This is a genomic window from Amycolatopsis sp. NPDC004378, assembly GCF_053602455.1.
Genome location: NZ_JBSGDR010000032.1, coordinates 60,686 through 81,042 on the forward strand (window position 1 = coordinate 60,686; position 20,357 = coordinate 81,042).

General features: G+C 71.9%; 13 protein-coding genes. 10 read left to right on the plus strand and 3 right to left on the minus strand.

What is annotated here, in order from left to right:
* Nucleotides 1–82: 82 nt before the first annotated feature.
* From ACWEN0_RS45715 to ACWEN0_RS45725, 3 genes are all read right to left on the minus strand, one after another.
* Complete coding sequence (locus tag ACWEN0_RS45715) at nucleotides 83–1,741, minus strand: (2,3-dihydroxybenzoyl)adenylate synthase (RefSeq protein WP_451987692.1); 1,659 nt, start codon at nucleotides 1,739–1,741, stop codon at nucleotides 83–85.
* Nucleotides 1,738–6,939, minus strand: a complete 5,202-nt coding sequence (locus ACWEN0_RS45720; RefSeq protein ID WP_451987694.1) for a type I polyketide synthase — start codon at nucleotides 6,937–6,939, stop codon at nucleotides 1,738–1,740. The genes ACWEN0_RS45715 and ACWEN0_RS45720 overlap by 4 nt, the downstream gene beginning before the upstream one ends.
* A 99-nt stretch (nucleotides 6,940–7,038) precedes the next feature.
* Entirely contained in the window at nucleotides 7,039–8,079 is a 1,041-nt protein-coding gene (locus ACWEN0_RS45725; protein WP_451987696.1) for a methyltransferase, read from the minus strand.
* A 196-nt stretch (nucleotides 8,080–8,275) separates the two neighbouring features.
* Between ACWEN0_RS45725 and ACWEN0_RS45730 the strand changes: the two genes are divergently transcribed.
* From ACWEN0_RS45730 to ACWEN0_RS45775, 10 genes are all read left to right on the plus strand, one after another.
* A complete protein-coding gene (locus ACWEN0_RS45730; RefSeq protein WP_451987698.1) occupies nucleotides 8,276–9,703 on the plus strand; it encodes an RNA polymerase subunit sigma-70 in 1,428 nt (475 codons plus the stop codon).
* Between the two features lie 94 nt (nucleotides 9,704–9,797).
* Nucleotides 9,798–10,586: an SDR family NAD(P)-dependent oxidoreductase gene (locus tag ACWEN0_RS45735; protein ID WP_451987700.1), complete on the plus strand. Its 789-nt coding sequence runs from the start codon at nucleotides 9,798–9,800 to the stop codon at nucleotides 10,584–10,586.
* Nucleotides 10,587–10,817: 231 nt separating this feature from the next.
* Complete coding sequence (locus ACWEN0_RS45740) at nucleotides 10,818–11,606, plus strand: SDR family NAD(P)-dependent oxidoreductase (RefSeq protein ID WP_451987702.1); 789 nt, start codon at nucleotides 10,818–10,820, stop codon at nucleotides 11,604–11,606.
* 225 nt (nucleotides 11,607–11,831) lie between these two features.
* Complete coding sequence (locus tag ACWEN0_RS45745; protein WP_451987704.1) at nucleotides 11,832–13,163, plus strand: FAD-dependent oxidoreductase; 1,332 nt, start codon at nucleotides 11,832–11,834, stop codon at nucleotides 13,161–13,163.
* Between the two features lie 111 nt (nucleotides 13,164–13,274).
* Nucleotides 13,275–14,999, plus strand: a complete 1,725-nt coding sequence (locus ACWEN0_RS45750) for an amino acid adenylation domain-containing protein (protein WP_451987706.1) — start codon at nucleotides 13,275–13,277, stop codon at nucleotides 14,997–14,999.
* 13 nt (nucleotides 15,000–15,012) lie between these two features.
* Complete coding sequence (locus ACWEN0_RS45755; protein ID WP_451987708.1) at nucleotides 15,013–15,219, plus strand: MbtH family protein; 207 nt, start codon at nucleotides 15,013–15,015, stop codon at nucleotides 15,217–15,219.
* 54 nt (nucleotides 15,220–15,273) lie between these two features.
* On the plus strand, nucleotides 15,274–16,326 hold the full coding sequence (hppD, locus tag ACWEN0_RS45760; RefSeq protein WP_451987710.1) for a 4-hydroxyphenylpyruvate dioxygenase: 1,053 nt from the start codon (nucleotides 15,274–15,276) through the stop codon (nucleotides 16,324–16,326).
* Between the two features lie 26 nt (nucleotides 16,327–16,352).
* Nucleotides 16,353–17,708: a condensation domain-containing protein gene (locus ACWEN0_RS45765; RefSeq protein ID WP_451987712.1), complete on the plus strand. Its 1,356-nt coding sequence runs from the start codon at nucleotides 16,353–16,355 to the stop codon at nucleotides 17,706–17,708.
* Nucleotides 17,709–17,751: 43 nt separating this feature from the next.
* Entirely contained in the window at nucleotides 17,752–18,981 is a 1,230-nt protein-coding gene (locus ACWEN0_RS45770) for an NAD(P)/FAD-dependent oxidoreductase (RefSeq protein ID WP_451987714.1), read from the plus strand.
* Nucleotides 18,982–19,000: 19 nt separating this feature from the next.
* On the plus strand, nucleotides 19,001–20,110 hold the full coding sequence (locus ACWEN0_RS45775; RefSeq protein WP_451987716.1) for a hypothetical protein: 1,110 nt from the start codon (nucleotides 19,001–19,003) through the stop codon (nucleotides 20,108–20,110).
* Nucleotides 20,111–20,357: the final 247 nt, after the last annotated feature.

Below are 20,357 nucleotides of genomic sequence, written 5' to 3' on the forward strand. Positions count from 1 at the left end.
TCGCTTTTGCCGTGCCCGGGACCACCCACAAAGCGTGAAGGCCACCTTGGGGACCCAAGGTGGCCTTCACGACGTCGAGAACTCAAGCAGCCCGCGGCAAGGCGTCGATCTCCGCCAGGCGGACCTTCAGGGCCTTCTTGTCCGCCTTGCCGACCGCCGTGTGCGGGAAGGCGGCCAGCACCTCGAGCCGCTCCGGGATCTTGAAGGCCGCCAGGCCGCGCTCGGTCAGGAACCGGGTTATCTCCGCCAGGGACAGGGAACACCCGCCGTGGAAGCGGACGAACACGCAGACCCGCTCGCCGTACAACGGGTCCGGGGCCGGCACCGCCGCCACCTCGGCCACCTCCGGCAGCTCCTGGATCAGCGTTTCGACCTCGCCCGCCGAGATCTTCTCGCCGCCGCGGTTGATCAGGTCCTTGACGCGGCCGCACACCACCGCGTAGCCCTCCGGGGTGATGCGGACCAGGTCGCCCGTGCGGAACCAGCCGTCTTCGGTGAACGACAGCTTGTTCTGCTCCGGAACGCCGTAGTAGCCGCGCGGGGTTCCGGGGCCGCGGGTCAGCAGCTCGCCCTCGCCGCCCGGGGGCACCGGCAGGCCGTCCTCGTCGACGACCAGCAGCTCGTCGAACGCGCTCATCGGCGGCCCCTGCGTGCCGAACGCCAGCTCGTCGGGCGCGTCCGGGGGCGTGTAGCAGACCAGCCCTTCGGCCATGCCGTAGACCTGCTGCAGCCGGCAGCCGAGCGCCCGCGCCATCCGCTCCGCGATCTCCGGCGCCAGCATCGACCCGCCGACGTGCACGTACCGCAGGCTCGCCAGGTCCGGTTTCGCCGTCGCCGCCGCGTCGACCCACTTCAGGACGACCGCGGGCACCGCCGACGTCACCGTCACCCGCTCGGCTTCGATCGCCGCGAACACCGGCTCCGGCCGCGGCGACGCCGAGAACACCACCCGGCCGCCCGCGTGCAGCGCGCCGAAGATGCCGGGGCTGGCCAGCGGGAAGTTGTGCCCGGCCGGCAGCACCGCCAGGTACACCGTGTCCTCGTCGAAGGCGCACGCCCGGGCGCAGTGGGTGATGTTGAACAGGTAGTCGTCGTGCGTGCGGCTGATCACCTTCGGCACGCCCGTGGTGCCACCCGAGAGCAGGAACACGGCGATGTCCGACGGCGCGGGCCCGTGCGCGTCCAGCCACGCCCGCCGCCCGGCGACGTCGCCGTCCGGGTCCATCAGGGCCCGGACGTCGACGGCGCCGGGAACGACCGCGTCGCCGACCACGAGCACGGAGGCCGGATCCGGCAGGGCCGCCGTCACGCGGAACGCGAGCTCCTGGTGGTCGAAGCCGCGCCAGGTGTCCGGCACGACCAGGCCCTTCGCCCGCACGTGCGCGCCGATGGCCGTCAGCTCGTGGTCGCGGTGGGGCGGCAGCATCATCGTCGGGACGACGCCCAGCCGCAGCAGCGCGGCCGTCACGACGGCGAACTCCCAGGTGTTCGGCAGCTGCACCAGCACGGTGTCGCCGCGCGAAAGCCCCTGTTCGCCCAGCCGCACGGCGAGGGCGTCCGCGCGGACGGCGAGGTCGCGGTAGGTCAGCCGGGTGCCGCCGTCGACGACGGCGACCCGGTCACCGCGGGTCTCCGCCCACTCCCACAGGTACGACCCCATCGTCCGGCCCGGCCAGACCCCGGCCGCGCGGTAGGCGTGGGCCAGGTCCGCGGGCCAGGGCACGAAACCGTCGAAACTCATTCAGGCTCCCCCGTCTCCTCGGCCATCCGCTCGGTGAGCAGCGCGGTGACCGCTTCGATCGTCGGGCGGTCCCAGAACAGCGTCGCGGGCAGCGCGAACCGGAAGCGCCGCTCGAGGCCGCGCCGGATCCGCACGGTCATCACCGAGTCCAGGCCCATCTCGATCAGCGGCCGCCGGGAGTCCACTTCGGACGCCGCGAGGCCGGTCTCGGCCGCGACGTGCTTGCGGATCTCCTCGGTGACCGCGGCCGACAGCTCGGCGCCGGTGAGCCCGGCCCACGGCACGTCGACCAGGTCCGCGGCGACGGCGCCGGCCGCGGCTTCTTCGGGCAGTTCCGAGAGCAGGGCCAGCTTCCGCACGCCGGGCTCGGCGGGCAGGGTCCGCAGCATGACCGCGTACCCGAGGTCGTGCCGGGCCGCGAGGTCCCACGCCCCGAACGCCTCGGTGACGCTGATGTCGGCCGTGCCGCGGGCGGCGAGCTCGGCGTCGATCACCGCGGTGGAGGTCGACATGCCCAGGCCGCGCCACGACGTCCACGCGTAGCTGGCGGCACCCTGGTCGCCCGCCGTGCGGCGGTGGGCGGCCAGTGCGTCGAGGAACGCGTTGCCGGCCGCGTAGCTGGTCTGCCCGGGCAGGCCGAGCAGCTGCCCGCACGAGGAGAACAGCACGAAGAAGTCGAGCGAGCCCGGCGGGAACAGGTGGTGCAGGTTCAGCGCGCCCTCGACCTTCGGCCGCATGACGCGGCGCAGCGAGGCTTCGTCGAGCTTGCCGAGGGTGCGGTCGTCGAGCACGCCCGCGGCGTGCACCACGCCGCGGAAGGGCGGCAGGCCGAGCGCGTCCGGTGAAAGCTTCGCCGCGACCTCGTCGGCGTCGGCGACGTCCACGGCGACCGGGACGACGGTGACGCCGAGGCGTTCCAGCGCGATCACCGACTCGACGGCGTCGATCTCGGCCTCGTCGGTCAGCTCCGCCCACCGGCTGCGCGGCGGCAGCCCGCGCCGGCCGGCGAGCACGATGCGCCGGGCACCGCGGTCGGCCAGCCAGTGCGCGACCTCCAGGCCCAGCACGCCGAGGCCGCCGGTGACCAGGTAGGTCGCGTGCGGCCGGGCGGCAAGCCGCGGCCGGGCCGGGTCGCCCTCGAGCCGGTGCAGGCGCCCGACCGAGGCCTCGCCGTCGCGGACGACGACCACGTCCTCGCCGCGGATGGTCCGCAGCACCTCGACCAGGCCGGCGATGTCCGCTTCGGACTGTCCGATGTCGACAGTGCCGCCCCAGAGGTCGGGGTGCTCCCCGCCGATGACCCGGCCGACGCCCCACAGCGGGCCGTGGCCGAGCGCGGCCGCCTCGGCGCTTTCGCGGACGCCTTCGGTGAGGCACCAGACCCGGGCGGTCTTCGCCTGCCCGGTGGCGGCGACGCGCTGCGCGGTGCGGGCGAGCAGCCACGAGCCCTCCGCCGCGGCGTCGCCGGTCGCCCCGGCGGCGGGCACGACGAGCAGCGTGTGGTCCGGGCCGAGCACCCCTTCGGGCAGGCCCTCGGGCGTGGCCGCGACCAGGTGCGCGACACCCAGGGCGTCGAGCCCGGTGGTGACCCGCCGCAGCACCGGCGAGTCCGGCCCGACGAGCACGAGGCTCCCGGACGGCCCGCCGGCGACGCCTTCGGCCGGGCGCCAGGCCAGCTCGTGCACGACCTGGCGCGGGCTGGTGACCGCGCCGGCTTCGCTGTCCAGCACGCCGTACTTGAGCCGCGTCAGCCGGCCGACGACGGTGCCGTCGAGGTCGGCGATTTCGACGTCCACGGTGTCGTCGGCGACCACGCGCACGGTCACGGTCGCCCGCGACGGCGACTGCTCGGCGAGGGTGACCCGGTGGATGTGCGCGGGCATCCGCAGGATCGGCGGCCCGCCGAAGGCGACCGACGCCGCCGACAGCGCGCCGTCGAGCAGCGGTGCCCAGGTGGTGGGCAGTTCGTCGGAGCCCGGGTCGGTGTCGACCGTGACGACGAGCGTGCCCTCGCCGCGCCGGATCTCCCGGACCGCCCACGGGAAGCCCATCGCGGCGACGCCGAGGGTGGCGAGCCGGTCGATGACGTACCCGGTCGGCAGGTCCTCGCTGGTCCGCGCTTCCGAGCGCTGGCCGCGGATCGAGCCGCCGAACGCGGTGACCGCCGCCGTGGTGTGGGTGACCCAGCCCTTGTCGTCGCCGTCCTCGGCGCTGACGTCCTCGATGATCCGCGAAGACAGCCGGAAAGCGCCGTCCTGCAACACGATCTGGAGGTGCCGCGGGCGCGTGACGCTCACCGGGACGCGCAGGGCGACGTCGGAGAGCTCGTGCCAGGCGCCCTTCGCCGAGGCCGCGGCGGTCAGGAAGCTGTTGAGCAGCACCGCGGCGGGGATGATCTCGACCTTCCGCACCGGGTGGTCGCCCGGGTACGGCCGCGAGTCGTGGTCGAGGTAGGTCAGCCAGGCCTGGGCCGGGTTCGCGCCGTGCACGTTGATCCGGCCGCCGAGCAGCGTGTGGCTGTCGAGGTCGTGCTGCTGGGTGAGGAACGAGCGGCCGACCGAGTCGTCGACCCAGTGCTCCTTGCGCTGCCACGCCGTGGTCGGCAGGTCCACCAGGGAGCCCTCCGGCCAGTGCGCCGCCCAGTCGACGTCGGCGCCGCCGCAGTACAGCACGCCGAGGTTGGCCAGCAGGGTTTCCCGCTCGGGCCGGTTGCGCCGCAGGGAGTGCGTGACGACGGCGTCGGTGACGCCCAGCTCGTCGAGGGTTTCGTTGATCGAGTGCTCGACCACCGGGTGCGGCGAGACCTCGACGAACAGCCGGTAGCCGTCGGCCGCCGCGGCCGCGACGGCTTCGGCGAACCGCACCGTGCCGCGCAGGTTCGTGGCCCAGTAGGCGCCGTCGCGCGGGGCTTCCGACCGCGGGTCGGCCAGCGCGGTGCTGTACACCGGGATCTCGGCCGGGGTGGGCGGCAGGTCCGCGGCGGCCGCGGCCAGCGATTCCAGCAGCGGGTCCATGTGCGGGCTGTGGAAGGCGACGTCGGAGTCGACCTTGCGCACGGCCAGGCCCTCGGCGGCGAACAGCTCGCTCGTCTCCTGCACGGCTTCGACGTCGCCGGAGAACACGGTCGAGCCGGTGGCGGCGGCGACCGCGACGGCGACGTCGGTGCGGCCGGCGAGCCGGCGCCGCGCCTCCTCGGGCGGCAGGTTCACCATCGCCATCGCGCCCTGGCCCGCCACCCGCCGCAGCAGCACGGACCGGCGGCAGACCAGCCGGGCGCCCCGCTCGAGGGTGAGCATGCCGGACGTGACGGCCGCGGCGATCTCGCCGACCGAGTGCCCGATGACGGCGTCGGGGTGGACCCCGCGGTCGCGCCACAGTGCGGCCAGCGCGACCTGGACGGCGAAGATCATCGGCTGGATGACGTCGACGGGCTGCGGCTCGTCCGAGCCGATGGTCGCACGCGGCGAGACCCCCATCTCGGCCAGGAAGACGGGCTCGATCGCGTCGATCACGGCCGCGAAGGCGGGTTCGGTGGCCAGCAGCTCGCGGGCCATCCCGGTCCACTGCGAGCCGTGCCCGGAGAAGACCCAGACGAGCTCCTGGCGCGAGGTCTCCGGCAGGGCGCGCCCGGAGACACCGCCGGTGCCCGAAGCGGCGAACTCGGCGAGCTTCGCGCCGAGCGCCGCGGTGCTTTCGGCGGAAACCGCGGCCCGGAACGGCAGGTGCTGGCGCCGCCGGGCCAGCGTGTGCCCGATGTCGGCGAGCTCGGTGCCGGGGTGGCGGGACAGCCAGTTCGCCAGCCGTCCGGCGTACTTCGCGACGGCCGCCTCGGTCGCGCCGGACAGCGGCAGGACGTTCGGCCGGCCGCCCGCCGCCGCGGTGGTGGTCGTCTCGGCGTCGGACTCCGGGGCCGCCTCGAGGATGACGTGCGCGATCGTGCCGCCGTAGCCGTACCCGGAAACCCCGGCGCGGCGCGGCGCGCTGCTCTGCGGCCACGGCGTGTTCTCGGTGACCACGCGCAGACCCGAAGTGTCCCAAGGGATCTTGGGGTTCGGCGTGGTGAAGTTCAGGCTGGCGGGGATCTCGCCGTGCTGCAGGGCCAGCACGGTCTTGATCACCCCGGCGACGCCGGCGCCCGCTTCCAGGTGCCCGACGTTCGGCTTCACCGAGCCGATCAGGCAGGGCGCGCCGGTCGGGCGCCCGGCGCCGAACACGGCCGTCATCGCGCCCGCTTCGAGCGGGTCGCCGACGCTGGTGCCCGTGCCGTGGGCCTCGACGTAGCCGACGGTCGCCGGGTCGATGCCGGACGCCTGGTAGGCGCGGCGCATCAGGTGGGCCTGCGCCTCGCCGTTGGGCGCCATGATGCCGTTGGTCTTGCCGTCCTGCTGCACCGCGCTGCCGCGGATCACCGCGAGCACGCGGTCGCCGTCGCGACGGGCGTCCTTGAGCAGCTTGAGCACGACGATGCCGCCGCCCTCGCCGCGGCCGTAGCCGTCGGCCGAGGCGTCGAAGGACTTGCTGCGCCCGTCGCGCGAGGTGGCGCCGGCGGCGTCGAGCACGACCGACAGCCCGGGCCCGGCCATCACGAGGATGCCGCCGGCGAGCGCGACCGGGCACTCGCCGGAGCGCAGCGCCTGGGCCGCCAGGTGGATCGAGACCAGCGACGACGAGCACGCGGTGTCCACCACCATGCTCGGCCCGCGCAGGTCGAGCGAATAGGACACCCGGTTCGCCACCGCGCAGAAGGAGCTGCCGATCCCGGTCCACGCCTCGATCCGCGGCAGGTCCTCCAGCAGCCGCCGCCCGTAGTCGTCGGCGCCGACGCCCATGAAGACCCCGGCGTCCGTGCCGCCGAGCGACCGCGGCGGGATCCCGGCGTGCTCCAGCGCCTCCCACGCCAGCTCCAGGGTGATCCGCTGCTGCGGGTCCATCAGGGCGGCTTCGCGCGGGGTGACGTCGAAGAAGTCCGCGTCGAACTCCTTGACGTTGTCGAGGAACGCGCCGCGTTTGGTCACGTCCCGCACGACCGCGGCGTGTTCGCGGCTCTGGCCGGCGTGCCACTCCCAGCGATCCGCGGGCAGCTCGCCGACGGTGTCGCCACCGTCGCGCAGGAGCGCCCAGAAGGACTCTGGTGACTCGATTCCCGCGGCGAAACGGCAAGCCATCCCGATGATGGCGACGGGTTCGGGGAAGTTCATCGGCCTTCTTTCGATCGTCGGGCGACCGGCGGGCGCCGGGCAAGGACACCGAAGATCCGGGCGAGCCGGTTCCGGCCCGCCCGGATCGGGGGAACCGGGCTACTTGTGGCCCACCACCAGGGCGTGGCTGAAGCCGAGGTCGGCGAACCGCTCGACCCGCGAGAACCCGGCGTCGCGCACGGACTTCTCCATGTCGGCCGCCGACCAGGTCATGCCCTCGCCCGAAGCGAGCGCGAGGAAGTACGGCGAGACGAGCCCGCCGGACAGCGAGCCGGTGCCCTCGTCGTTGGAGACGAAGTTGTAGACCAGCACCGTGCCGCCCTCGGGCAGCGCGTCGTAGCACTTGCGGAGCATTTCGGTGTTCCGCTCCAGCGACCAGATCTCGTAGATGTGGAAGTACAGGATCGCGTCCGCGCCCTCGGGCAGCCGGTCGGTGAGCATGTCGCCCGGGTGGAAGTGCACGCGCTTGCGCACCGACGGGTCCTCGATCTTGTCGGCCGCGAGCCGCGTGACGCTCTCCTGGTCGAACACGGTCATCTCGAGCTCGGGGTAGCGCTCGGCCAGCTTGACCGAGTTGGTGCCGTCGCCGCCGCCGATGTCGATCGCGTGCTTGATCCCGCTGAAGTCGTAGTACTCCAGGAACTGCGCGAACGCGCGGTTCGAGGCGTCGCCCATGTTGTCGTAGAAGACCTTCTGCAGGTCCGGCGTCGCGGTGAGCTTCGAGTACAGCGTGTCGCCGGGGCCCTCGAGGTGGCGCAGGCCGACGTTGGTGCTCTGCCGCATCGACTCGGCGAAGTCGACCAGGGTCTTGTTGATGATCTTGTCCTGGATGTCGATGAGCGGGCCGAGGAACCGCTCGCCGTCCTTCAGCAGCTTCCGGCGCACGATCGGGGCGTTGACGAACTTGCCGTCCTTCTTCTCGACGAGCAGCAGCGACGCCAGGCCGAGCAGCAGGACGCGCGCCGGGTACTCCTCGACGCCGAGCGCCGCCGCGGTCTCGGTGACGTCCAGACCGCCGCTGTCCTCGAGCTTCTGGAACAGGTCGAACTCGAGACCCGTGCGCAGCAGTTCGAACGCGGTGTGGCCGTGGATGAGGATCCGGAGGTAGTCCGCATCCGAGATCGGGACGCTCGTCGCCATGGCTTGTGCTCCTTCGCAGGGGATGGGTCGGCCGCCCGGCTCGCCCGCATACGAGGATGATCGGGGCGAAAACCCGGCGGCGCCTCCATTTCTGCGGTGCGGCCCGGGTGGACCGGGGGGAGCGCACGACGGGAGACGCGGGTCCCGCGCGAGGGCGCCGTGGCGGGCCGGGTCCGTCCTGCGTAGATTCGGGGCCGTGACGGACGGCCGGTGTCCCAGCTGCGGCAAGCCACTCCCCGCGCGGGCGGGTGGCCGCGGGCGCGTGTCCAAGTACTGCTCGCCCGCCTGCCGGCAGAAGGCCTACCGCGAGCGGCAGCAGCCCGCCGGCGCCGCCGTGCCGGACCTGATCGCCGACATCGAGCAGCGGGTGCGCCGGCTGGCGCCGCAGCTGCCCGAGGTGTTCTACACCGACGTCACCGACCTGGCCTCGACCGTGGGCCGGCTCCGGCGCATCGCCCAGCTCGCCCGCGACGCCGCCGTGACCGAAAACGTCACGCCGCCCCGCGTGACGGAGAACCCGCCGGAAAGCGTCACGGCCGCGGCCGTGACGGAAGAGAACGGCGCGGAAAACGTCACGGGCGACCCCGTGACGGAACCCGGGGCCGGCGAGAACGACGAGGTCACCGCCGCCGTGCGGGCCGGGGACGAATGGGACTTCGCCGGGCTCGTCGAGCCGTACCGGCACGAGCTGCAGGTGCACTGCTACCGGATGGTCGGCTCCTACGACGACGCCGAGGACATGGTCCAGGAGACCTTCCTGCGGGCCTGGAACCGCCGGGAGGCCTTCGAAGGCCGGTCGACCTTCCGCGCCTGGCTGTACCGCATCGCCACCAACGCCTGCCTCGACTTCCTGCGCCGCAACCAGCGCCGTCCGCAGCGGTACGAGCCGGTGCCGGGGATGGACAACGGCGCCGCCGAGCCCCCCGCGCGGGTGACCTGGCTGCAGCCCTACCCGGACGCGATGCTCGAGGACGTCGCGTCCACCGACGTCGAGCCGGAGCGCGCCGCGGTCTCCCGGGAGACGATGGAGCTGGTCTTCCTGGCCGCGATCCAGCACCTGCCGCCGCGCCAGCGGGCCGTGCTGATCCTGCGTGACGTGCTCGGCTGGCCCGCCGCCGACACCGCCGAGCAGCTGGACATGAGCGTCGCGTCGGTCAACAGCGCCCTGCAGCGGGCCCGGCCCGCCCTGCGCCGCCACCTGCCCGAACGGCGCAGCGACTGGACCGTGCCGGCCCGCCCGACGGCCGAAGAGCGCGAGATCCTGCAGCGCTACATGGACGCGGCCGACCAGGCCGACGCCGCGGTCGTCGCCGAGCTGCTCAGCGAGGACGTCGTGCTGACGATGCCGCCGAACCCGTTCTGGTTCGTCGGCCGCGACGCGATGATGGCGTTCATCAAACCCTCGATCGACCCGGCGTCGCCGCACTTCCAGGGCACGTGGAAGCACCTGCCGACCTTCGCGAACCGCCTGCCGGCCGCGGCGGGCTACCTGCGGCGGCCGGGCACCACCGTGTACCGGGCGCAGGTGCTCGACGTCCTGCGCATCGAAGCCGGGCGGATCGTCGAGATCACCTCCTTCGAACCCCACCTCTTCCCGGCCTTCGGCCTGCCGCTCACCCTTTAGCCCGATCCGGGCGATGAGTTCTCCGGCGGTCGTGCGTCTCAATGTCCGACAAACGCGGGCACACAGCACGCGAAGAGACGCGAAGGAGAGAGCGATGTCGCTCGAGAAGAAGAACGCGATCGTCTACGGCGCCGGCGGTTCGATCGGCGCGGCGGTGGCCAAGGCGTTCGCCGCCGACGGCGCGCACGTGTTCCTCGTGGGCCGCACCCTCGAGCCGCTGCAGGCCGTGGCCGACGAGATCGAGGCCGCGGGCGGGTCGGCGTCGGTGGACGTCCTCGACGCGCTCGACGAGTCGGCCGTCGAGGAGCACGCCAAGACCGTGGTGGTCGAGGGCGGCAGCCTGGACGTCTCGATCAACCTGATCACCCGCGGTGACGTGCAGGGCGTCCCGCTGGTCGACATGAAGACGGCGGACTTCACCAGCCCGATCATCACCGGCGTCACCACGAACTTCATCACCATGCGCGCCGCCGCCCGGCACATGGTCGAGCAGGGGTCCGGCGTGATCCTCGCGCTGGACAGCGGGTCCGCGCACGGCAGCCCGATGATGGGCGGCACCGGGTCGGCCGACGGCGCGATCGACACCCTCGTCCGGAACCTGGCCGCCGAGATCGGCCCGAGCGGCGTGCGCGTCGCCGGCATCTGGACGGCGGGCCTGCCGGAGACGCTGTCGCCGGAGAAGCTGGCCGCGTTCAGCGGCGCGCCGAAGATGGACGACGCGGCGTTCCAGGGCCTGCTGCAGCACCTGGACGGCATGCGCATGACCAAGAAGTCGCCCACGCTCGCCCAGGTCGCGCAGACCGCGGCGTTCCTCGCCTCCCCGGAGGCCGGGGCCATCACGGGCACCTTCGTGAACGTCACCAGCGGCATCTTCCCGAGCTGAGTTCCGCCGTTCAGCGGTACTGAATAACCCGTTGGGCCGAACTTCGGTACGGCCGAACGCAGTCGGTGAGCGCACTTCGGAAGATGCGGCCCGCCTCGCGAAGGCACAACGATGTGCTCGGATTGTCGACCCGTTTCCGCCGTTCGGGGGCGGCCCGGGTCGGCGCGATGGCTGGGGGGCCAGGCCACGTCCGTGTGCACCGGGCACACGTCGAACAGGAAAGGAAAGCTGATGTCCCTGGAGAACAAGAACGCCATCGTCTACGGGGCCGGCGGTTCGATCGGCCGCGAGGTGGCCAAGGCGTTCGCCGCGGCGGGCGCACGCGTCTACTGCGCGGGGCGCACCCGCAAGAACCTCACGCCGGTGGTCAAGGAGATCACGAACGCCGGCGGCTGGGCGAAGGCCAACGTGGTCAACGCCCTCAACGAGGCCGCGGTCGAGCGGCACGCCAAGGCGGTGGTGGCCGAGAGCGGCAGCCTGGACATCTCGATCAACCTGATCACCCGCGGCGACGTGCAGGGCACGCCCCTGGTCGAGATGATCGCCGAAGACGTGACCGGACCGGTGCTCACCGGGCTGACCACGAACTTCCTGACCGCGCGGGCGGCCGCGCGGCACATGGTGGAGCAGGGGTCGGGTGTGATCCTCGGCCTGAACAGCGGGTCGGCCAACGGCAGCCCGATGATGGGCGGCACGGGCCCGGCCGACGCGGCACTGGACACGCTGTTCCGCAACCTCGCGAACGAGATCGGTCCCGCGGGCGTCCGCGTGCTCGGCATCTGGACGGCGGGCCTGCCGGAGACGCTGTCGCCGGAGAAGCTGGCGGCGTTCAGCGGCGCGCCGAAGATGGACGACGAGGCGTTCGCCGGGCTGCTTCAGCACCTGGACGGGATGCGGATGACGAAGAAGTCCCCGACGCTGGCCGAGGTGGCGGCGACGGCGACGTTCCTCGCCTCCGACCGGGCCGGCGCCATCACGGGCACGTTCGTGAACGTCACGAGCGGCACCTTCCCGAGCTGACCCGGGTTCCGGGCGGAAGGGGATCCTCGCGACCGCGGGGATCCCCTTCGGCGTTCCCGGACCCGGCGGATTTCTTCGAACGTTCCCCCGCTCGCCCGCGGGGCAAACCATGAGACGTCCACCGCCCGACCCGGGTGTGAGGCTGGCAGCAGGCCGCTCCGCAGCACGTCGAAAGGCACTGCGCGACGGCCCTCCACGTACCTCTCACGCCAAGGAGGCCGGCAGATGGCCGGACAGGTCGGAAGCGTCGCCGTCGTCCTCGGTGGCAGCATGGCCGGTAGCCTGGCGGCCCGGGTGCTGTCCGAGTCCTACGAGAACGTCCTGGTCCTCGACCGCGACACCGTCCTCGGGGTGACGAAGCCGCGCAAGGGCACGCCGCACACCCGGCACGCGCACGGGCTGCACGCCCGGGGCCAGCGGATCCTCGAGGACTTCTTCCCCGGGTTCACCGAGGACCTGCGCGCCACCGGCGCGCCGGTCGGCGACCTGGGCGAGATGCGCTGGTACTTCAACGGCCTGCGCCTGCCCTACACCCACACCGGTCTCGTCTCCGTGACGCCGACGCGCCCGGTGCTGGAGAACCACGTCCGCACCCGCGTCGACGCGCTGCCGAACGTGACCTACCTGGAGCGCCACGACATCCTGGGCCTGGTGTCCACTTCGGACAACGAGCGCGTCATCGGCGTGCGCGTCCGCGACGACGCCGGCGTCGAGAAGGTGCTGCGCGCCGACCTCGTGCTCGACGCCACCGGCCGCGGCTCGCGGACGCCCGCCTGGCTGGAGCAGCTCGGCTACGCGCGGCCCACCGAAGACCGCGTCAAGATCGGCCTGGCCTACACCACCCGGTTCTACCGCCGCCCGCCCGGCTCGTTCACCGACACCTGGTCGATCAACCCGGTCGCGTCGCCGGCGCACCCGCGCGGCGCCTTCTTCGGACTGTCCGATGAGGACACCTGCATCGTCTCCCTCACCGGGATCCTCGGCGACCACCCGCCGACCGACCACGACGGCTTCGTCGAGTTCGCGAAGTCGCTGCCGGTGCCGGACGTCTACGACGGCATCAAGGACGCCGAGCCGCTCGACGACGCGACCTCGTTCGGCTTCCCGGCCAGCGTCCGCCGCCGCTACGAGCACCTCGACCGCTTCCCGGCCGGCCTGCTCGTGCTCGGCGACGCGATCTGCAGCTTCAACCCGGTCTACGGCCAGGGCATGAGCGTCGCGGCGTGGGAGGCCTTCACCCTCCGCGAGCACCTGCGCGGCGGCGAAGTCGACCAGTACGCCTACTTCCGCGACATCGGCCAGGTCGTCGACGCGCCGTGGGCGGTCTCCGCGAGCGGTGACCTCGCCTTCCCCGGCGTCGAAGGCGAGCGCACTCCGGAGATCGAGCAGGGCAACGCCTTCATGGGCCTGCTGCAGTACGCGGCGTCGAAGGACCAGGAGATCGTCAAGGCGTTCATGCGCGTGGCCGGGCTCATCGACCCGCCGACCGCGCTGATGGACGAGGCGCTGGTCCAGCGCGTCCTCTCGCACCAGCCCGCCGAAGGCCAGGCCGCCTGATTCTCCTTGCCCGGCAAGAACAACCCCCGCAAACGCGGAGACGTGGGTCACCCGCGCCCGTGGTTAGCGTCGGAACCGGCGCTGCAGGATTCGAGGAATTGGAGTGTGATCATGTCCCGGTCCGTTCATGAGGCGTTCTCCGCGCAGGCCGCGCGAACCCCCGACGCGGTGGCGGTCTCCGGCTCGGACCGGACGCTGACGTACCGGGAGCTCGACGAGCGCGCCAACCGGCTCGCCCACCGGCTCGCCGGGCTGGGTGCCGGCCCGGACGTCCCGGTCGCCGTGCTGCTCGAGCGCAGCACCGACGTCGTCGTCACGTTCCTGGCCGCGCTCAAGGCCGGCTCGTTCTACCAGCCGATCCACTCGGCCTACCCGGCCGACCGGCGCCAGTGGATCGTCGACCACTCGAAGACGACCATCCTGGTCACCGACGAAGCCTCGAAGGGCCTGGGCATCCCGTCGGTCGCCGACGTCGTGCTGGCGTCGGAGGACCTCGCGGACCAGCCGGTGACGGCCCCCGCGGTGGCGCTGGACGAGAACGCCCCGGCCTACGTCATGTACACCTCGGGCTCCACGGGCGAGCCGAAGGGCGTGGCCGTGCGCCACACCGACGCCCTCGCGCTGGCCCTGGACTCCACCTGGGACACCGGCCACCACGAGCGGGTCCTGCTCATCGCGCCGCACGCCTTCAACGTGTCCACCTACGAGATCTGGGTGCCGTTGCTGCACGGCGGCACCGTGGTCGTCGCGCCCGAGGGCAAGCTCGACATCCCGACGCTGGGCACGCTGCTGGCCGAGAACCGGATCACCGGCGTGCACCTGACGGCGGGGCTGTTCCGCGTCGTGGCCGAGGAGGCCCCGGAGAGCCTGGCGGGCGTCCGCGAGGTCCTCACCGGTGGCGACGTGATCGCGCCGACCGCGGTCGCCCGCGTGCTGGAGGTCAACCCGGGCCTGACCGTGCGGGCGATGTACGGCGCGACCGAGGGCACCGTCTTCAGCACCACCTCCGCGATCACCGCGCCCTACACCCCGGGCCCGGTGGTCCCGGTCGGGCGCGCGATGGACGGTGTCGAGCTGCACGTCCTGGACGAGCGGCTCGACCCGGTGCCCGACGGCACCGTCGGCGAGCTGTACTTCGGCGGCGTCGGGGTCGCCCTCGGCTACGCCGGCCGCCCGGACCTGACCGGCGAGCGCTTCGTCGCCAGCCCGTTCGGCGAGCCGGGTTCCCGGATGTACCGCACCGGCGACCTCGTGCGCCGCACCCCGGCCGGGGAGATCGAGTTCGTCAGCCGCGCCACCGACCAGGTGAAGATCCTCGGCTTCCGGGTCGAGCTCGCCGAGATCGAGGCCGCGATCGCCGGGCACCCCGGCCTCGCCGACGTCGCCGTCGTCGCCCGCGAGGTCAAGGCCGGCGACGTCCGCCTGGTCGCCTACCTGGTCGCCGAGTCCGGCGAGCCGGACACCGGCGCGATCCGCGAGCGCGTCCGCGCCCGCCTGCCGGAGTACATGCTGCCCGCCGCGTTCGTCGTCGTCGAGCGGCTGCCGCTGACGGCGAACGGCAAGCTCGACCGGGCCGCGCTGCCGCAGCCGGAGTTCGAGACCACGGGCGCCTCCCGCGCGCCGAGCGGCCCCAAGGAAGAGGCGCTCTGCCGCGCGTTCTCCGAGGTGCTCGGCATCGAAGAGGTCGGCGTCGACGACAGCTTCTTCGACCTGGGCGGCCACTCGCTGCTGGCGATGCGCCTGCTCAACCGGATCCGCGCCGAGCTGGGCGTGGAACTGAAGATCAACACGCTCTTCGACACTCCGACCGTGGCCGGCCTGGCCCAGGTGCTCTGAGGGAGAAACCGAGATGACGAACCCCTTCGACGACCCGGACAAGAACTACACCGTCCTGGTGAACGCCGCGGGCGAGCACTCCCTGTGGGTCTCGGGCATCCCGGTGCCCGCCGGCTGGGAGGTCGCGCACGGTCCGCGCGGGCGCACGTCCTGCCTGGACTACATCGCCGAGAACTGGCGCGACCTGCGGCCGAACCCGGCCGCCCGCCGCGCCGCCTGACTCCCGGACGCCGCCCACCGCGCTCATCCCGGCACAGAGGAAAGAAGGTTCCCCATGGCCACCCCGAATCCGTCGGCCCTCGACGGTCTCGAGCTGGACTACGTCCGTTTCTACGTCGGCAGCCTCGACACGGCACGGGACTGGCTGGTGCGCGGGTACGGCCTCGGCGAGCGGCCGCTGGGTGACTCCGGCCCGGACTGGGCCACCGTGCGCTCGATCGAGATCGGGGCCAACGACGTCCGGTTCATCTTCAGCGAACCGCTCGTCGAAGACCACCCCGGCACCGCCTACGTCGACCACCACGGCGACGGCGTCTCGGACATCGCCCTGCGCGTCACCGACGCCAAGGCGGCGTTCGAGGCGGCCGTCGCCCGCGGGGCGCGCCCGGTCGCCGGGCCCTCTCGCGCCGGCAACGTCGTCACGGCCAGCATCATGGGCTTCGGCGACACCCTGCACACCTTCGTCGAATACCCGGACGGCGTCCCCGCGCCGATCGCGGTCAACGCCGAGGAACCCGGTGCGCTGCTGGAGATCGACCACTTCGCGGTGTGCGTGGAGAACGGGCACCTCGACGCCACGGTCGACTTCTACCGGGACGTGCTGGGCTTCGAGCTGATCTTCGCCGAGACGATCGCGGTCGGCGCCCAGGCGATGACCACCAAGGTCGTGCAGAGCAAGTCCGGCACCGTCACCTTCACGCTGATCGAGCCGGACACGTCCAAGGAGCCGGGCCACATCGACGACTTCCTCAAGGACCACGGCGGCGCGGGCGTGCAGCACATCGCCTTCACCACCAACGGGATCATCGAGGCGGTCGACGTCCTGCGCGACCGGGGCGTCGAGTTCATGGGCACCCCCGCCTCCTACTACGCGGACCTGCTGCAGCGCGTGGTGCCGGAGCAGTACTCGGTGGCGAACCTGCGCGAGCAGCAGGTGCTCGTCGACGAGGACCACGACGGCCAGCTGTACCAGATCTTCGCCGCCTCGGTGCACCCGCGGAACACGATCTTCCTCGAGCTGATCGAACGGCTCGGCGCGCGGGGCTTCGGCAGCGGCAACATCACCGCGCTGTACCAGGCCGCCGAGCGCCAGCGCGACCACCACTGAAGCCCGGGCAGGGAAAGGGAACCCCGATGAGCGTCTCCGACACGGCCGGCCGCTACCCGCTGTCGGCCAACCTCGGTCTGCTGTGCATCTTCGACAAGGGCGAGACGGACGGCGCGTTCGGGCCCCGGCACCTGGTGATCCACGGCTGGCGGGTGCGCGGCGAGCTGGACCTCGGCGCGCTGCGCGGCGCGCTGGACGACGTCGTCGAGCGGCACGAGATCCTCCGCACGGAGATCGTCCGCGAAGGCGGCGAGCAGTTCCAGCGCGTCCACCCGCCGTGCTCGCCGGAGCTCGTCCTGCACGACCTGACCGACGACGGCCGCCCGCGCGACGAGCAGGTCGACGAGTTCGTCAACTCCGTCGAGGCGGGCCGGCTGGGCGCCGACGAGCTGCCGCACCTGCGGGCCGAGCTGGGCCGCTTCGACGACCGGGACGGCGTGCTGGTGCTCATCGTGCACCACACCGCCGGCGACGGCTGGTCGCTGCACGTCCTGATCCACGAGCTGGCCGTCAGCTACGCGCGGCGCCGCGGGTTCGACCTGCCGGCCCTGGGGAAGCCGCTGCAGTACGGGGAGTTCTCCGTCTGGCAGATCGACGACCTCGCCAGCGAGCAGTCCGAGGCGTCGCGCGGGTACTGGGGCGGCAAGCTGCGCGGCGGCCGCATGCTCGACATCAAGGCCGACCGCACGCTCGCCCCGGACACCCCGGCCGTCTACGCCGTGGAGCGGTTCCTGCTCGACGCCGAGCTGGCCCGGGCCACCACGCAGCTCGCGCGCGGCATGCACTGCTCGCCGTTCATGGTGCTGCTGGCCGCGTACAACGCCCTGCTGGCGCGGATGTCGGGGGCCACCGACCTGGTGGTGCCGATCATCACCTCCGGCCGCGCCGACCAGGCGCACTACGAGACGATCGGCCCGTTCTTCAACCTGGTCCCGCTGCGGACCGACATCGACGGCTGCCGCACCTTCTCCGAGCTGGTGCTGCGGATCCGGGCCACCTGCCTGGAGGCCTACGCGCACGAGCTGCCCTTCAGCGAGGTCGTCGCGCAGGCGCCGGAGATCAACAAGACCTACGAGCGGGACGACAACGCCGTCTGCGCCATCCAGGTGCTGCAGTTCCCGGGCATGACCGAGGCCGAGACCGTCGGCGACGTCGAGTACGCCGAGGTCCGCAAGCGCACCAAGTCGTGCCAGGACACGTCGGACATCCCGAACGGCGTGCTGTGGGCGCTCGACATCCTCGCCGACGGCGAGATCGCCGGTACCGCGCGCTACAACACCGAGCAGTTCGACCGGGAGACGATGGTCCGGATGATCGAGGACTACCGCGGCATCCTCGCCTCCGGCCTGGCCGACCCCAACCGTCCACTGTGGGCACTCTGACGTACACCGGCAGCAGCGGCGATCTCGAGGAGGAAGGGCGCACATGAGCGCAAGCGATGAGGCATACGACGTCGTGGTCATCGGCGGGGGACCCGGTGGCGCGGCGACGGCCGGGCTGCTGGCCGGCATGGGCCACCGGGTGCTGGTGCTGGAGCGCGAGAAGTTCCCGCGCTACCACATCGGCGAGTCCCTGATCACCGGTGCCCTGCCCACGTTGGACGACCTGGGCCTGCTCAAGCGCCTGGACGACATGGGCTTCACCAAGAAGTACGGCGGCACGCTGCTGTGGGGCAAGAACCAGGGCACCTGGGGCTTCCGGTTCACCGAGTCGGCGCTCTACGACTACGCCTACCAGGTCCGCCGCGCCGACTTCGACGCGCTGGTGCTGGGCCGGGCGCGCGAGCTGGGCGCGAAGGTGCTCGAAGAGGTCACCGTCCGCGAGCCGATCTTCGACGGCGAGCGCATGGTCGGCGTCACGTACGCGGAGAAGGGCAGCAAGGAGACGACCGAGGCGCGCGCGAAGTTCGTCATCGACGCCTCGGGCCAGAACCACGTGCTGGCCAAGCACTTCGACACCGTCGTCTGGCACGACGACCTGCGCAACATCGCCACCTGGACGTACTGGCAGGGCTGCAACCGCTACAGCGGCACCAAGGCCGGCGACATCATCTCGGAGAACCGCCCCACCGGCTGGTTCTGGTTCATCCCGCTCCACGACGGCACGGTCAGCGTCGGGTACGTGACGCCGCTGGAGGAGTACCAGAAGTCCGGCAAGTCGCTGGAGGAGCTGTACTTCGAGGAGCTCGGCAAGACCGAAGAGGTCAGCACCCTGGTCAAGGGCGCGACGCGGGCGAGCGGGTTCCGCAACATCCGCGACTGGTCCTACACCGCCGAGCGGTTCCACGGCCCCGGCTGGGCGCTGGTCGGCGACGCGGCCGCGTTCGTCGACCCGCTGCTGTCCACCGGTGTCACGCTGGCGCTGCGCGGGGCGCGGGCCCTGGCGGACGCGCTCGACGGCGTCCTGCAGGACCCGTCGAGCGAGAACGAGCTGCTCGGGCTGTACGAGGAGAGCTACCGGACCTTCCTCGACTCCGTGCTGGACTTCGTGCGGTTCTTCTACGACCGCACGAAGAACAAGGAGGACTACTGGGACAAGGCCCAGGAGCAGATCGACCCGAACAAGCTGCGGCCGCGTGAGACGGACTTCGCGACCATGCTCTCGGGCCTGACCGGGATCAACGACATCTTCCAGCAGCGCCGGCGCGCGGCGTAGCGGCTTAGGAGAGCACGAAATGACCGAACACGAGATCCTCGCGCCGCGGGGGAGAGGTCTCACCTACCGCGGCGTGGCCTACGACTGCGGGTCAAACCACGAGACCGGCCAGGGCCACAACTCGCGCATGGTGTGGAACGACGACATCATGCGCACCGAGATCGACTCGATCGCCGACGGCCTCAAGGCCAACTCGGTGACGATCTACGGCACCCTCTTCGACCGCCTCGAGGCCACGACGGCGCACGCGGTCGAGCGCGGCCTGCACGTGTGGCTGCAGCCTCGGTTGATGGACGGCGAGCAGCCGGACGTGCTGGAGCACATCGCCGAGACCGCGCGCCTCGGCGAGAAGTTCCGCAAGCAGGGCGCGGACATCCACGTCAGCGTCGGGTGCACGCACGCGATCCAGACCATGGGGATCATGCCGGGCGAGTTCTACCACAACCGGATGGGCAACGCCTTCCCCGACTCCGACCACCACTTCCTGCGCCCGGTCGGCCCGATCGACCACGACGACGTCGAGCGGAAGCTCAACGCGTTCCTGGGCAAGGCGGTCGAGGTCGCGCGGGCGAACTTCACCGGCGGCATCACCTACTCGGCCGGCTCGTTCGAGCGGGTCGACTGGACGCCGTTCGACTACATCGGCATCACGGACTACTACCACGCGAAGCCGAGCCGCGAGGCGTACATCGCCGAGCTCGACGCGTACCGGAAGTGGAACAAGCCGATCATGATCGCCGAGTACGGCACGTTCACCTACGCCGGCGCGTCGGCGAAGGGCCTGCTGGGCTTCGACATCGTGGACCGCACGGTCGAGCCGCCGCGGGTCTTCGACGGCTTCGTGCGCGACGAGCAGGCCCAGGCCGACTTCCACCTGGACCGCCTGCGCCTGTACGACGAGTTCGGGATCTACAGCGTCGCGGTGACGGAGTTCGTCCACCCGACCCACCCGCACTCCGACGACCCGCAGTGGGACCTCGACACGGCGAGCATGACGATCACGAAGTCCATCCGCGACGACTACTTCGACCACTTCTCGACCTACCGGATCGAGCCGAAGGAGTCGTACAAGGCGATCGCCCGCTACTACGCGGCGGTCACCGAGCGCGAACGCCGCGCGGCAGCCTGACCTGGGGGCCTCCCGAGCCGCCTCGCACCGACGGGTGCGAGGCGGCTTTTCCGTGTCGCCCCTCCAATCACGCGTGATGCCTCTCCAATCACGCGTGATGCCTCTCCAATCACGGGTGATGCCTCTCCAATCACGCGTGATGCCCGCTCAATCACGCGTGATGCCTCTCCAATCACGTGGAGTTGCCCCGTGGGGCCGGACACCTTGATTCCAGACAGTGGTCTGGAGGGAGGATGTCCTGGTGTCT